The 15645-nt window shown below is 40.5% G+C and carries 12 protein-coding genes; 4 read left to right on the top strand and 8 right to left on the bottom strand.

Annotation, left to right across the window (positions count from 1 at the left end; translation table 11 throughout):
• Positions 1–177 precede the first annotated feature (177 nt).
• Positions 178–2436, top strand: coding sequence for a polyribonucleotide nucleotidyltransferase (gene pnp, locus F0919_RS11465; RefSeq protein WP_216629418.1), 2259 nt, complete (start codon positions 178–180; stop codon positions 2434–2436).
• Between the two features lie 108 nt (positions 2437–2544).
• Here the strand turns inward: pnp and F0919_RS11460 are convergent, their stop codons facing one another.
• The 7 genes from F0919_RS11460 to F0919_RS11430 all read right to left on the bottom strand — a co-directional run bounded on the left by F0919_RS11460 (position 2545) and on the right by F0919_RS11430 (position 9693).
• Positions 2545–3330 (bottom strand): polysaccharide deacetylase family protein, encoded by a 786-nt coding sequence (locus F0919_RS11460; protein WP_190277359.1) that lies wholly within the window; start codon positions 3328–3330, stop codon positions 2545–2547.
• Between the two features lie 60 nt (positions 3331–3390).
• Positions 3391–4206, bottom strand: a complete 816-nt coding sequence (paaC, locus tag F0919_RS11455; protein ID WP_150032907.1) for a 1,2-phenylacetyl-CoA epoxidase subunit PaaC — start codon at positions 4204–4206, stop codon at positions 3391–3393.
• Positions 4207–4261: 55 nt separating this feature from the next.
• Positions 4262–4546, bottom strand: a complete 285-nt coding sequence (gene paaB, locus F0919_RS11450; protein WP_150032906.1) for a 1,2-phenylacetyl-CoA epoxidase subunit PaaB — start codon at positions 4544–4546, stop codon at positions 4262–4264.
• Between the two features lie 111 nt (positions 4547–4657).
• Complete coding sequence (gene lepA, locus F0919_RS11445; RefSeq protein WP_150032905.1) at positions 4658–6454, bottom strand: translation elongation factor 4; 1797 nt, start codon at positions 6452–6454, stop codon at positions 4658–4660.
• A gap of 292 nt (positions 6455–6746) precedes the next feature.
• Positions 6747–7343 carry an acyltransferase gene (locus tag F0919_RS11440; protein WP_150032904.1) on the bottom strand — a complete coding sequence of 199 codons (597 nt, stop codon included), beginning with the start codon at positions 7341–7343 and terminating at the stop codon, positions 6747–6749.
• A gap of 141 nt (positions 7344–7484) precedes the next feature.
• Positions 7485–7823 carry a DHCW motif cupin fold protein gene (locus F0919_RS11435; protein ID WP_150032903.1) on the bottom strand — a complete coding sequence of 113 codons (339 nt, stop codon included), beginning with the start codon at positions 7821–7823 and terminating at the stop codon, positions 7485–7487.
• A 16-nt stretch (positions 7824–7839) separates the two neighbouring features.
• Complete coding sequence (locus tag F0919_RS11430) at positions 7840–9693, bottom strand: T9SS type A sorting domain-containing protein (protein ID WP_190277358.1); 1854 nt, start codon at positions 9691–9693, stop codon at positions 7840–7842.
• A gap of 165 nt (positions 9694–9858) precedes the next feature.
• Here F0919_RS11430 and F0919_RS11425 point away from each other — a divergent pair, with 165 nt between their 5' ends.
• Positions 9859–11772, top strand: coding sequence for an ABC-F family ATP-binding cassette domain-containing protein (locus F0919_RS11425; protein ID WP_150032901.1), 1914 nt, complete (start codon positions 9859–9861; stop codon positions 11770–11772).
• A gap of 5 nt (positions 11773–11777) precedes the next feature.
• Here F0919_RS11425 and F0919_RS11420 read toward each other — a convergent pair whose 3' ends face one another.
• Positions 11778–12629: a hypothetical protein gene (locus F0919_RS11420; protein ID WP_150032900.1), complete on the bottom strand. Its 852-nt coding sequence runs from the start codon at positions 12627–12629 to the stop codon at positions 11778–11780.
• A gap of 171 nt (positions 12630–12800) precedes the next feature.
• On the opposite strand from F0919_RS11420, the gene F0919_RS11415 reads away from it, so the two are divergent.
• On the top strand, positions 12801–13319 hold the full coding sequence (locus F0919_RS11415; RefSeq protein ID WP_150032899.1) for a hypothetical protein: 519 nt from the start codon (positions 12801–12803) through the stop codon (positions 13317–13319).
• A gap of 372 nt (positions 13320–13691) precedes the next feature.
• Positions 13692–15464, top strand: coding sequence for a gliding motility-associated C-terminal domain-containing protein (locus F0919_RS11410; RefSeq protein ID WP_190277357.1), 1773 nt, complete (start codon positions 13692–13694; stop codon positions 15462–15464).
• The last annotated feature ends 181 nt before the right edge of the window (positions 15465–15645 follow it).

Below are 15645 nucleotides of genomic sequence, written 5' to 3'. Positions count from 1 at the left end.
TTCGTAATTTTTCAATAAATTACATGGCTGATTTTTTTGTGGAATTCACACGCCATTAAAAAAGTGCAACTATAATAATAATAGTATAAAAAATATAAACAGTCCTTTTACACTCGGGGCAAGAGGACAAACATAGCTGAAACAAAGCCCCAAGATGACAACACAAAACAAGCAAATATGATGCTGAATCCAATTTCCGTATCGTTCAAACTGGACGATGGTCGTGAAGTTACAATCGAAACGGGTAAAATGGCCCGTCAGGCAGACGGAGCCGTAACCGTCAAATGCGGTAAAGCCGTAATAATGGCCACTGTAGTAGCCACCAAAGAACCCAAACCCGGTCAGTCTTTTTTCCCTTTGACCGTTGACTACCAGGAAAAATTTGCTTCGGCAGGCCGTATCCCAGGCTCTTTCTTTAAACGCGAAGGTCGCATCAGCGATTATGAAGTTCTAATCTCCCGTCTGATTGACCGTGCGCTTCGCCCGCTTTTCCCTGAATCTTATTTATGTGAAGTTCAGGTAATCGTAAACTTAATCTCATACGACCCTGAAGTGCAACCTGATGCGTTCGCATGCCTTGCCGCTTCTGCTGCTTTGGCTGTTTCAGAAGTTCCTATTCAGGAAATCATTTCAGAGGTACGTGTTAGCCGCGTAAACGGTGAATATTTAGTAAACCCGACTACCAGTAAGTTGGCCGATGCTGATATGGATTTTATCATTGCCGCTACCGATAAGAATATTATGATGGTGGAAGGTGATGCGAAAGAGTGTCAGGAAGAAGATTTAATCATTGCTATTGAAAAAGCACACGCTGCTATCCGCGTGCAGGTAAAAGCACAGGAAGAGCTGCGTGCAAAAGTAGGCGTTGCAACTAAAAGAGATGTAACTCCTTTCTATGAAAATGAAGAAGTGAAAAGCAAAGTGGAAAGCATAGCTGCTGCCCGCATGACGGAAATTTCCCGTGGCGGTACTGCAAAACATGAACGCAGCGATGCATATAAAGCCTTGAAAGATGAAGTAGTAGCTGCTTTTGATCCGGAAACTACATTGCCTGAAGATTTAGCAGTTGCTAAACGTTATTTTGAGGATTTGCAATATTACACAGTGCGTAATATGATTCTGGACGAAAGCCGCCGCCTGGATGGCCGTAAGCTGGATGAAGTTCGTCCATTGGAAATGGAAACAGATATTTTGCCTTCTCCACACGGCTCTGCTTTATTTACCCGCGGTGAAACACAATCTTTATCTACTGCTACTTTAGGTACAAAAGATGACGAAATGCTGATTGAAACTGCAGGTACTTCCAATTATCAGAAATTTTACCTGCATTATAATTTCCCTCCGTATTCTACCGGCGAAGTAAAACCACAACGTGGTCCCGGTCGTCGTGAAGTAGGGCATGGTAACCTGGCAAAACGCTCTCTGGAGATGATGATGCCTAAAGATTATCCATATACCGTGCGCGTGGTTTCAGACATTCTGGAATCTAACGGTTCGTCTTCAATGGCAACGGTTTGCGCGGGTTCATTGGCATTGATGGATGCAGGTGTACCTTATCCTAAACACGTTGGTGGTGTGGCTATGGGTCTTATCAGCCGTGCATCAGATGGCAAATGGGCCGTATTGACCGATATCCTTGGCGATGAAGATCACTTAGGTGATATGGACTTTAAAGTTACAGGTACACGCGATGGTATCTGCGGCATCCAAATGGATATTAAAGTAGATGGTTTGAGCATGGATGTAATGCGCAGTGCATTATCTCAGGCAAAAGCAGGCCGCTTACATATCCTCGATGCCATGTACCAATGCATTGATGCACCTCGCGCTGAACTGAAACCGCAAACACCACGTATCGAGCAATTGATTATTGATCGTGAGTTTATTGGTGCGGTTATCGGACCGGGTGGTAAAATCATTCAAGAAATTCAACGCGAAACAAATACTCAGATTTCTATTGAAGAAGTCGGTGAAACAGGCGTTGTAAAAGTATTCTCCAGCAATGGCGATGACCTTGCAAAAGCAATGCGCTGGATCAAAGGTATTGTTGCCGTTCCTGAAATCGGAGAGACTTATGATTCTGTTGTAAAATCTGTAATGCCTTATGGTGCGTTTGTTGAATTTATGCCGGGTAAACAAGGTTTATTGCACATTTCAGAAGTAAGCTGGAAACGTCTTGATAATCTTGACGGTGTTTTGAATGAAGGCGATAATATCAAAATTAAATTGGTTGGCCTTGATCCTAAAACCGGCAAATTCCGTTTAAGCCGCAAGGTGTTGATGGAAAAGCCTGAAGGTTATGTTGAACAGCCGGAACGTACAGAGCGTCCTGAACGTGGCGGAGATCGCGGCGAACGTCGTGAACGTCCTGCCCGCAATGATGGCGAACGTCGTCCGCGTCCGGAAAGCAAACCTGAAGAAAACAGAGAAGGATAATTCTTTTTAGATATCAGACATCAGATGTTAGATATTAAATATAAGGCTGCGCAATTGCGCAGCCTTATTGTTTTTCAGTATGGTCTGACAATTTTGGAAATTGTAAACTTATAAACTTGCGAAACTGTAATTACGTTTCTTTAATTCTTTAATCAAATCGGGTAGGATAGCGGCAGTAACAGCGCAGCGGTCATGCAGTAAAATAATATCTCTTGCTTTTACCTGTTTCAAAATCTTCTCCAATAATTCGCTTTCACTTTTAGCAATAGTATCCATGCTGCGCAGGCTCCAGCCAATACTTTTCAATCCTGTATTCGTAACAGCTTTTGCCAGATTAGGATTGGTTACTCCATAAGGCGGGCGAAATAACTTTACTTCCTGTTTCGTAATATTCTCAATAGCTTCATTGGTCTGCACTAATTCATCCGTCATCCTCGAAGCGCTTTGCCAGTCGAAATTAAAACCATGATTAAAACTGTGGTTGCCAATGCTATGGCCTTCGTCAAACATACGCTGTACAAGAGTTTCACGGCCTTGAATATTTTTTCCTATTAAGAAGAAAGTGGCTTTTATATTTTCCTTCTTTAAAATGTCCAATACAGCTTCGGTTTGTTCTGCCGGACCGTCATCAAACGTTAATGCAATTTGCTTTTGGTTTTGAACAAGCTGTAGCTGTCCTTTTTCAAAAGTTATTTTGAGGATTGGCAACAGGTTCAATGATTTGAAATAAAAATTCCATTGAATTTTGATGCTTGCCAGAACCAATAAAGTAATATACGCCAGGATGCACCAAAGTATCCACCATGGCGAATATCCGTTAAAATAAACTCCTGCTGCAACATGTGCCAACAGGAGTAAAAAAAATAGTAAAGAGTATGAAAATTTAGAGTTCAAAATGAGTTGTTAGTTGATAGTGGTTAGTTTTCAGTAATAATCTAAAATCCAACATTACTCTTACCATTCCATACCCGGATAAGCTCTTTGCATGTACTGCATCTCAGCCAGAATATATCCTAAATGTTCAGAGTGTGTACCGGTTTTGCCACCTTCATGCATCCATGCCTCTTTTGAAGGAATGTTTAAAGTTGCCTGCGATAAAATATCTTCCACATTAGTGAACCATGTTGCTTTTAAAGCATCCAAATCTATACCTATGCCAGCTTTCAGCATTGTGTTGTCTGCTTCAGACGGTGTTAATAACTCTCCGCTGAAAGCCCATCTTTCATCAATGGCTTCCTGCATTCTTGCTTTGCTTTCCTCTGTACCATCACCTAAACGGATGACCCATTCACTGCTCCAGCGGTGGTGGTATAAAGCCTCCTTCAATGATTTTTCTGCAACAGCTGCAATAGTTGCATCTGAACTGTCTTTTAAAGCTGTGTATAATAAAACACTGTAATGATCATAAAAGAAAGAACGTGCTATAGTATAGGCCCAGTCTCCATTAGGCTGCTCTACAAGCAACGCATTCCTGAAATCCCAGCCATCACGCAGGTAAGCTAAAGTATCTTCTGTAACCGGCTGTGTATGATTTAAGAAAACAGGTGATGCAAAGAAATCAGTCTTGTCGTTTTCGCTTAACTGATTATAAGTTTCAGCAGCGTATTGATACAAACTACGAGCCTGGCCCAAATGGTCCAAAGCTGTATTGGTAATAGCTATATCCTGCTCCAGTACTGGTCCGTGTCCGGTCCATTCACTAATACGATGACCTAAAATCAATGCATTGTCGGCAAGCTGTAAAAGATATTTTAGTTTGTTGGTTGACATGACAGTAATTAAAAATTAAAAATTTTGCTTCGCAGGGCGAAAGTTCAAAATCACATTACATGTGCTTTAACTCAATAGGTAAATCGTAAAAAGTAGGATGGCGATAAACTTTATCATTAGCCGGATCATACAATTCACCCGCATCATCAGGATTGGAAGCATGGATGTATTTGCTCTCCACTGCCCAGATGCTTACGCCTTCCATACGGCGGGTATAAACATCGCGCGCATTTTCAATTGCCATTTCAGCATCAACGGCATGTAAGCTGCCTACGTGTTTATGATCCAGACCCGTTTTGCTACGGATGAAAATTTCCCATAAAGGCCATTCGTTATTCATTATAATATTGTTTTACTGTTATATTGTTTAATAGTTGAATTGCTCTCGGATATAATTGCCGGTCTCAAGTTAAAAAAGCAATTTAACAATAAAACCATTCAACCATCTATTTTATTCATCCAGTTTCAAAACCGCTAAAAATGCTTCTTGCGGCACTTCTACATTACCAATCTGGCGCATACGTTTTTTACCTTCTTTTTGTTTTTCAAGTAATTTACGTTTACGCGAAATATCACCACCGTAACATTTTGCAGTAACATCTTTACGCATAGCAGAAATCGTTTCTCTTGCTACAATCTTTGCCCCAAGCGCTGCCTGGATGGCGATAACAAATTGTTGCGTAGGTAAAAGCTCTTTTAATTTGGCGCAAAGCTTACGGCCGAAATCCTGTGCACGGCTTCTGTGAATCAATGCAGACAAGGCATCCACTTTATCGCCATTCAAAAGAATGTCCATTTTGGTGATATCGCTTTCACGGTAATCCAATGGCTGATAATCGAAAGAGGCATAACCCCGTGTATTTGATTTCAATTTATCATAGAAGTCAAATACAATCTCTGCCAAAGGCAATTCAAATATCAATTCCACCCTTGTTGTTGATAAGTAATTCTGATTGATCAACATACCTCTTTTGTTCAGGCACAAAGACATTATATTACCGATATACTCCGGCAATGTAATGATCTGCGCTCTGATAAAAGGTTCTTCCACTCTGTCCAGACGACTTGGGTCGGGCATTTGGGTAGGATTGTTTACAATTATTTTTTTATCAGGTTCACGTGTGGTGTAAGCATAGAAGCTAACGTTCGGCACAGTGGTAATTACAGTCTGGTTGAACTCGCGTTCCAGTCTTTCCTGTATAATTTCCATGTGCAACATGCCCAGGAATCCGCAACGGAAACCAAAGCCTAATGCCTGTGACGTTTCCGGTTCAAAAGACAAAGAAGCATCATTCAATTGTAATTTTTCCATACAATCACGCAACTCTTCAAAGTCATCTGTACTTACAGGAAAGATACCCGCAAATACCATCGGTTTCACATCTTCAAAACCCTTTACAATTTCCTGCGTCGGGTTAGCAACAGTAGTGATGGTATCACCCACTTTTACCTCTTTCGCATTTTTGATGCCGGTAATGATATAACCTACATCACCCGCCCTTACTTCCTGTTTCGGCGTTGGTGTCAGTTTTAGGATGCCTACTTCGTCGGCACCATATTCTTTACCTGTATGTACGAATTTAATTTTATCGTTTTTATGAATCGTTCCGTTCAGTACGCGGAAATAAACGATGATGCCACGGAAGGAGTTGAATACCGAATCGAAAATCAAGGCTTGTAAAGGCGCTTCTTCATCACCCTTCGGCGCAGGAATCCTGTCGATAATAGCTTCTAATATATCATCAATGCCGATGCCGCTTTTACCGCTGGCATGGATAATATCTTCCGGTTTGCAGCCGATTAAATCAACAATCTGGTCGGTAACTTCAGGAATCATGGCACCTTCCATATCAATCTTGTTGATAACAGGAATAATCTCCAGATCATTTTCCAGCGCCAAGTATAAATTGGATATAGTTTGAGCCTGAATACCTTGTGATGCATCCACCAGAAGCAATGCGCCTTCGCAGGCAGCGAGGGCACGGCTTACTTCGTAAGAAAAATCGACGTGGCCCGGTGTATCAATAAGGTTTAGCGTATATTTTTCGCCTTTGTGAATATGGTCAATCTGTATGGCATGGCTTTTGATAGTGATACCTTTTTCCCGCTCCAAATCCATATCATCTAAAACCTGTGCCTGCATATCGCGTGAGGAGATAGTTTTGGTATGCTCCAGCAAGCGATCTGCCAATGTACTTTTCCCATGGTCAATATGGGCAATAATGCAAAAATTGCGTATATGCTTCATGTTTGTAAAATAGGCGGCGAAATTACGGATATTTTGGGGTTTATCGGCTTAAACAGTATCATTAAATGAATATTTTAAAGCAAACCTCCTATTGAGTCTGTAAATCTGCCCGTTTTTCAAATATTAAACGAATCAGAATGTAACTGACTGTTAACTTAAGAGGTGAGACCGCCTGTTTTGATTGTGCTGTATTTCAGAAATCCTAAGGTTTTCAAAACCTCATAGGATTTAATAAGTGCCTAAATTAATGATATTGATTTTTTTAAACCTATCCTTAATTTGTTTTATAATACTATTTATTTTTTATTTCATTCCAGGTATTGTAAAGCGTTTCCTGGCTTGGCCGGTTTTCCGGCATTTCATTTAATGGACTACACGGTTCCCAGAATTGCGTCATTTCATTGGGTAAGGATTGATAAAGCTGTGTTCCTTTCGTTTTCCATGCTATCATTTCGTCGCTTACTTCTTTAATGATTTTCCCCGGATTACCTACCACCAAAGAGCGTTTGGGGATAATCGTATTGGCATTTATGAAAGACAATGCACCGATAATAGATTCGTCTCCTATTTCCACATCATCCATAATAACCGCATTCATGCCCACCAATACATTTCTGCCTATATGAGCGCCGTGTATGATGGCGCCATGACCTATATGCGCCGATTCTTCCAGTTTTACAGTAACTCCGGGAAACATGTGTATGGTGCAGTTTTCCTGAACATTACAACCGTCTGCAATTTCAATACCGCCCCAATCACCTCTTAACGCACAACCCGGCCCGATATAAACGTCTTTACCGATAATAACATTGCCTGTAACAGTTGCCTGCGGATGAATGAAAGAAGAAGGATGAACAACCGGAATAAATCCTTTGAATGAATAAATCATAATATTTTTAAGATAATTGTGGTTCTGTGTTTTCGAACTTGGCTTTAAAAATTTCCAATCGGGTTCAGAATATCGTTTTGTTTTCCTGTTATTGCAGGATAGGTGAATTCTTCAAATTAACCGGAAAATGAAAAGACTTTATTACTTTAAAAAGTCTCCGTCAATAATAAACAGCTTTGCTCCGCCGGCTGATGTGGAACGATGTGAACTCAGGTTATCGGAAACAATATATGTGTCGCCCTTGCCGAGCTTTGTAATACCACCGTTTTCTTCTTCACTTATGAAGGAACCTTCAAGACAATAAACAATATGCCCTTTTTGGCACCAATGGTCCGCCATGTAACCGGGAGAATATTCTACGATACGGACACGCAGGCCATTATGTAATATTGTTTGCCAGAAGGAAGTGCCGGTTGTGCCGGGATGCTCTTCTTTCGGCACATCAGCCCAGTCAATATGTTGAAAAGGAATATGGCTCATGACTCAAACAATTGGTTTAATATTTTACAAACTTACGGACACCTGAAAATTGCTCGTCATTTATAATCCTGAAAAAATAAATGCCCGCAGGTAATTCTCTGATGTCAATATTGTGCTGTGTATCAAGCTTATCTTCCCTGTACTTCCTGCCAATTGCATTAACAATTTCATACCGTGCTTTATTGCTTATAGCTGCTTCCGTCCTTATATTCAGGTATTGGCCGGCAGGATTGGGATATAATTGAAAATCGATATTTGCCTCTTTCGGGTCTTTCACGCCAAGCACAAGGGCTGCGCCAACCATAGGCCTTACCATTAAAGCGCCTTCCAGTTGCGAGGATTCCCAGCTAACGCCAACTTTGAAATATCTGTGATTGCCGCCAACTCTGTTTGCATCCAAAGCTATCTGTAAGGAATCGCTGATGCCACCTGCCGGTTGAATAATGGAAATATAGAATACACCGGGATTCATTATTACAGGCTGACTGAAATTATAAATATAAAACGCATTTATAGTATCGATGTAAGCAGGGGTGAGGAAGTTTTCCTGATAAACCGTCTGGTCTGTACCTCCGTTGAAAGCTATGTCACGCATCACGGCGAGGCTGAAATTCTTATAAGACTGAGAAGGTAGTGTCGTTGCAAAGCGAATGGCAACTCCTCTTATCGTATCGGGCTGATACAAAGCATATTCAATAGCAGTGGCGCCGGGTGCATTAACAGCCAGGTTCAGAAAATAACTTAACTCGGCAGTACCGTCATCATAAGCAAAATAATTGTCGAACACTTGTTGCCTGATTATAGTATCATTATCCAGTGATTCATTGGGGTATTGTGCCGCACAATTAAATTTCTGCTCAAACACCACTCTGTCATTGGGGTTGGGAGGATTGAAGGTGGCAGCATTATAAACCGACATAGTTGCCGTACCTGTATTAAACGGGCTGATGGTGATATTTGTATTGCTTGAACCTAAACCGGAACCGCTGGCTACATCTTTACTGTCGTAGTGAACGGTAAATGCAAGATTATTGGGGCCATTATTTTGCAGATGGGCAATAGTATTGGATGCCAGAAAATTGGCGGGATTTGTCTTAAAATGCCGGAAAGGCATAGAAGTAAAATCATTCAAAAGAAATTCAGGGTCGGCGGTAAAAGCAAGGTCATGCAGTACCGTATCAAATCTGTTGCGGTTTTTATCCATCCTGATATAATCAATGTTCCAGTTGGAATTGCTGATGCCTATTGTAGCCAGATTTACCCAGCGAAACCTGAAATTATCATTGAAATACGCCGTATCAGTAATCGGAATCATTGCCTGCTGAAAACCAACCTGTGCAGTATCGCCCTTCAATGACCAAACCTCTTTCCAAAGGCCATTTGAACCGAGGAAGAACAAAGTCAGCGAATCCCAGGGTTTGGCATAAAAACCGTAACCACCGCATTGGTAAAAGAAACTGAGGTATATGGAATCGGAAGGCTGAAACCCGGACATGTCAAAGGTCTGGCTGGTAAGGCTATCGGCGAAAATAGTAGTGAAAGCACCCACACTGTCATAATAAACAACACCTTTCTCATTCAGGGCATCAAAAGTGGCAACGCCACGGCTTATAATGCCTCTGCCCATCGTATTATTTATATAAACCTGTTTATCCGTCCAGCGGCTTTGGTTTGGATAAGGATCATTGTCGGTAAAATCTTCAAAGAACGGCAAAGTCAATCCTGTAGGCTTTTGTGCGGTAGGATTCCGCTGCATAGACCTTGTTTTTACCACTTGATTTTCTTTCAACGGAAGTATCATTTCCTGCGCGCGGGAATGCTGGCTTAGAAAAACAAATAATATTAGCAACAGCCTGGATAATCGGTTCATCTTAATCATTTTAAAATATTGCAAAAGCAAAGACAAATATAGTGCTTACATTACTAATCGTTGTTCTGTCACTAATCTCTTTGTTTATCCTGTTTTTATGGTTCAACTTTGCGCACCACGGTATTTTTTAATTTTGACTTTAGGTATTCGGCTTACCTTTGCAACATGCATTACGTTTCAGTAGAGAATCTTACAAAATCCTATTCCGATAAACCCCTGTTTGAAGACCTTACTTTCCATGTCAACGAAGGCGATAAAATAGCTTTCGTGGCGCTGAATGGTACCGGCAAATCAACTTTGTTGAAAATACTTTGCGGCGTTGAAATTCCCGATTCCGGAAAAGTATGGATTCATAAAGATGTTACCGTAGTATTATTAGACCAGAATCCGTCCATCAATGATAAACGGAATATTCTTGAAAATATTTTTGATCACGATCATCCGATTTTGAATGCCATCAAAAATTATGAGCTGATAACGGAAGGCGATACGGAACCCGATCCTGTAAAGCTCGCAGAAGCCATGGCAGAAATGGATGAGCTGAATGCATGGCACTTCGATGCACAGGTAAAAGAAATTCTTGGCAAGCTCAATATTCATCATCTTGACCAGCAGGTCGGAACCTTATCGGGCGGACAGAAAAAGCGTATTGCGCTGGCAAAGGTGCTGATAGACATGGGTTTTGAGCATCGCCATACTTTGCTGATTATGGATGAACCGACCAACCATTTGGATGTGCAGATGATTGAATGGCTGGAACATTACCTGGGCCAGGAAAATGTAACCTTATTGCTGGTAACCCACGACCGTTATTTCCTGGATAATATCTGCAACGAAATTATTGAAATTGATAACGGCCAGTTATATGTTACCAGAGGTAATTATGAAAAATATATAGAACAAAAGGCTGCCCGTCTGGAAAATGATGCGGCAAGCGTAGATAAAGCCAGGAACCGTTACAGAAAAGAATTGGAATGGATGCGCAAACAGCCGAAGGCACGTACTACCAAATCCAAATCAAGACAGGATGCCTTTTACGAGTGGAAAGAAAAAGCATCTAAAAAGGTAGAACAGGCGCAACTTGAACTTCAGGTTAAAATGACCCGTTTGGGCGGTAAGATTCTGGAGCTTAAAAAAGTATATAAGTCATTTGGCGAGAAAACAATCCTGAAAGGCTTTGACTATACATTTAAACGAGGTGAAAGGGTAGGGGTTGTAGGTAAAAACGGTGCGGGAAAATCTACCTTTATCAATATGCTGTTGGGTAAAGAACCTTCAGACAGTGGTAAAATAAATGTGGGCGAAACAATTGTGTTTGGCGACTTTTCGCAGGAAGGTCTGGTTTGGGAAGAGGATGTAAGGGTGATTGAATATGTAAAAAACATTGCAGAATATTTTCCTTTGGCGGATGGCAGCAAAGTCAGCGCAGCACAGTTTTTACAACGATTCCTGTTTTCTCCTGATAAACAATATACTTACATTTCCAAACTGAGTGGCGGTGAAAAAAAACGTTTGCAATTACTTTCTATTCTTTTCCGCAATCCCAATTTCCTTGTATTGGATGAGCCGACCAATGATCTGGATTTGCCTACTTTAGATATCCTCGAAGAATTTCTGATGGACTTTCAGGGTTGTCTGATTATTGTTTCGCATGACCGTTATTTCATGGATAAAATAGTGGATCACCTTTTTGTATTTGAAGGCGATGGCGTTGTAAGAGATTTTCCGGGCAATTATTCGCAATACAGAGAAATTGCAAAGGAAGAAGAAAAGTACAAAGCCGAACTGGATAAAGAAGCCGAACTGGCCTACAATAAAGCAGAAGCCGCAAAACCTGTTCCATCTGCATCTGCTGCAGAGAAGAAAGAAGTAAAGAAACTGACATTTAAAGAAAAGAAAGAATTGGAAACCATTGAAAAAGAAATGCCGCAACTGGAAGCTGAAAAGCAGCAGTTGGAAGCTGAAATGAGCAGCGGCTCTTTAAGTTTTGATGCATTGCAGAAACATGGCGAACGCATTGCTGCAATCGTGGCTTTACTGGAAGAAAAAGAAATGCGTTGGTTAGAGTTGAGTGAATGATGAAGTTATTCTACTCTGTAGGTAACTTCTGCGGGGTAAACTTCCTGTCTGTCGTTTTCATTTATGGTAATCTCAATGGGAACTTTATAAGTCCCGGGCGATTCGGTTATGATTCTGGAATATTCAAATATCCCATCCTTTGGTTCAATTTTTTGTCTGTTAATAACTGCGTACATGTTGCCATGTTTCAAATATTGAACAAGAAGCGAAATGATTTTTAACTTATCTCCCTTTTTATAAAGAGAATTACCTGGTGTTGCAATCGCTCTTAATTGACTATCTCCGCATGGGGATATGGGTTCTAATTGGAAAATAACACTTTCCAGGAATGCAGATTCATTCATCAATACATCTGCTTCCAGCAAAGAAAGTACTGCATTGGCATCCTTTAAATTTTTATTGCCAACATATTTCTGATTGAATTGCTTTTCATCGAGATTCATAAATCCATTAATATTTATTTTGGGCAAATTCACATCAGAACTGTCGATAATTCTTTTTTTGAAATGTTGACATGCTTGAATAAATAAGGTATAGTTTTTATACAGTAATTGTTTGTCTGGTTTTATATTTGGCTTTTTTGAGTTGGCAATTTCAGATAGGAAAGCATCTGTAATTTTGAAAAAATCTTTAGCATCTCTTTTCAGATAGCTAACTTTAATTAGCCGATAATCTTTGTATTCCATAGAGATAAAGAAATTTCTCAATAAATGATTTCTGTTTGCGGTGCTAAAGTTTTGTTGTTCCAACCTTTTATTAATTTCCTGCAAAAGCATTTCTCGTTCCTTATCCTTACAGGAACTCAAAATCCCAATAAAGAAAATTACAATTACCAGACGCATCAGAGCACAATTCATAGTTGTAAGGGTTTTTAATCGTTTGTCAAAGCTTAAACAAGATAATATTTTCCTGTTTGAATGTCGAATTAAAGGATTATTTAAGGCAAATTCTACTAATAAATTGTTTCCCGGTTGGATTTGGTATGATATTTGATGTACTTATGTCAGACTAAAAAAATATTCAAAATCATGTTAGATCAATTAATGCAAATGATACAGCAACAAGGCCAGGATGCTGTAGTGAATAATGCCGATGTTCCTAACGAGCATAACGAAGCAGTAATGCAGGAAACACAAAGTGCTATTACGGGTGGCTTACAACAATTAGCTTCCAGCGGTGAATTGAATCAATTAGCACAAAACCCGCAAGCATTGGCAGGGCATCCGGCTGTTCAAAACATTTCCAACAATTTTATGGGAGCTATCATGCAGAAATTTGGCTTGAGCGAGGGAGCTGCATCCGATATTGCAGGCTCATTGATACCTTCCATATTAGGTAAGGTAATGGGTGCCGTACAGCAAGGTGATAGTGGTTTTGATTTAGGTGGGCTATTATCATCTTTTACAGGTGGCGACACGGCTCAGAGCGGTCAGCAATCAGTTGGTGGAATTATGAATACCATAAGTAATCTCGGTGCTAAATTTGGCCTGGATAAAGATGGCGACGGCGATGTGGATATGAACGATTTATCAAAGCTGATAAAATAGATTTCCTTAAAAGGCAGAAAGATTCCGGCTCATTAAACAGGCCGGGATTTTTTTATGGATAATCATGTGGTTAATGAGAACTTTCCACTGGTTACTCATCTATATGAAAAGGAAACCTTTATCGAAATGTAATTGATGTAGTATAATAATTAATCTTCTTTCCTTATATATTTTTGTATATTGTAAGTCACAGCCTGGCATAAGTCTATCAGAAATTTAATTATTCGGTTACACATTGGGAATTGTATAGTGAAATTAAAACTATAATTTACTATGCCTGTATCTTGGCTTAAGGGTAGCGCCCTCCTTGCCTTATCCGTTATATGCTGTTATTATTCTCATGGGCAACTGCCCACAAGCAATCTCTTGTATATGAGGTCGCCAACGGGTTCGGATATTTATAATTATGATCCCACGCAGCCTGTTTCGGCTACTAATCCAGGCCTTAATACAATTCAACTGCCGGGGCCTCCCGGACACGGCTTGGCTATTTGTGAGGTTTTGGGTTCAGGCAATTCTATCCTGACATTTTATACAATTATAAATGACCGGTATTGGTACTATGACCCTTTCACTTCTGACTGGGTAAATACGCATAACCTGACCGGTAGTAACGGCATGGCCGTAAATTTTGGCGGCGGCGGGGGCTTCATTTATAATTTCGATGCAATCGGCGGAAACTTGTATAAATATGATGGTACGGGAAATGGCAGCCTTTTATTGGGTATACCGGGCTATGGAAGTCTGGTAGGTGCAGGTGGCGTTGCGGATGTGGTGGTTGATTGCGAAGGGAATTGGTACATAATGTTGCTTCTTCCTGGAAATAATACTAATTCTTACCTGAGAAAATATAACCCTGCCGGTATATTATTGCAAAGCTGGACTATCAATAATCCTAATAATTTTACCTCGGGGCCGGGATTCGGAATTGTGAACAATACAATCTATCTGATAAATCAAATCACTAATCCTACTGCATTAAGCATTCCTTCCGCACCGTTGGGTTCAGGTACAATCGACTTTAATACCAATCCTCCATTGCTCCCGATTAATACTTTGAATGATGATATGGCTTCTGTTCCGGCGAGCACAGGGGCCATATCGCCCACTATAAATATCACTACTCCTGACAATCCGGTTTGTCCGGGTATGGTAATAACATTTACAAGTGCTATTACTAATGGCGGTAATAATCCCGGTTACCAATGGTTTGTGAATGGCGTAGCAATAGCAGGTGCCACAAATGCATCTTTTAGTTTTACACCGGATAACGGAGATACCGTAACCTGTCAGCTGGTAAGAACTGCGCCGAGTTGTAACCTGAAGGCAACTGTATTGAGCAATGCCGTAATAATGAATGTCCTTTCTCCTGAAATTCCGGTTTTCCAATACAATACTGCCGTTTTTTGTAAAAATGCAATGGCGGGTGTCCCTGTATTTTCCCCACCGGGCGGTACTTTCAGCGTAAGCCCCGATGGGCTGGCAATTGATATCAATACCGGTATTATAGATCCGAATACAAGTAATACGGGAACTTATGTTATAACCTATACTCCGGTTGTTCCTGCTGCGGGCTGTAAAGCGGATAGCGTTCAGGATACGGTAACCATAGTTTCTTTGCCTTTGGCTCATATAAATACATTCAACGCTGTGGATGACTTATGCCTGAACGACGCTTTATCGTTGTTTGCCACACACGAACCGGGCTGTATTTATGAGTGGAGCCCGGCAGATTTTTTTCCTGATGGCAATTCGGGTGTTAATGTAACAGCAAGAGCAATATCGAGCGGTACTATTTATTTATCAGCGATTAACTCTGACGGTTGTATAAATTCAGATACCATTTTTATAAAGGCAAAGCCATGTTGCGATGTTTTCCTGCCAAATGCTTTTTCACCGGATAACGACGGCTTAAATGACGTGTTTAAAATGTATTCAAAAAGCAGCATGCAGCAGGCTATCAGTTTTACAATTTATAACCGTTGGGGTCAAAAAGTGTTTTTTACATCTGATATGTCAGATGGTTGGAACGGCACATATAACAGCAATCCCGCAAATGCAGGTGTTTATTTTTACTATCTGCATTATACCTGTTCTGACGGAACAGAGAAAACATTAAATGGTGAGGTAACATTGATAAGGTAGCATCGCAGAAGAGGTAATTACCATTTGGAGCAAGACAAATTAATTGATTTTCAAATCGGCTATAGAAAAATCTGAAAGGGTGAAACATAATAGCGATGGGTAGTAACCCATCTACGGTGGCACCTTACTCTGGATATAAGGATTTTATTTCATGATTTTATAAGGGCAAATTTGCCTTGTC

Origin of the sequence: Taibaiella lutea (assembly GCF_008629695.1) — a bacterium.
Classification (GTDB): Bacteria; Bacteroidota; Bacteroidia; order Chitinophagales; family Chitinophagaceae; genus Taibaiella; species Taibaiella lutea.
This window is presented reverse-complemented; position numbering and strand designations above follow the sequence as displayed.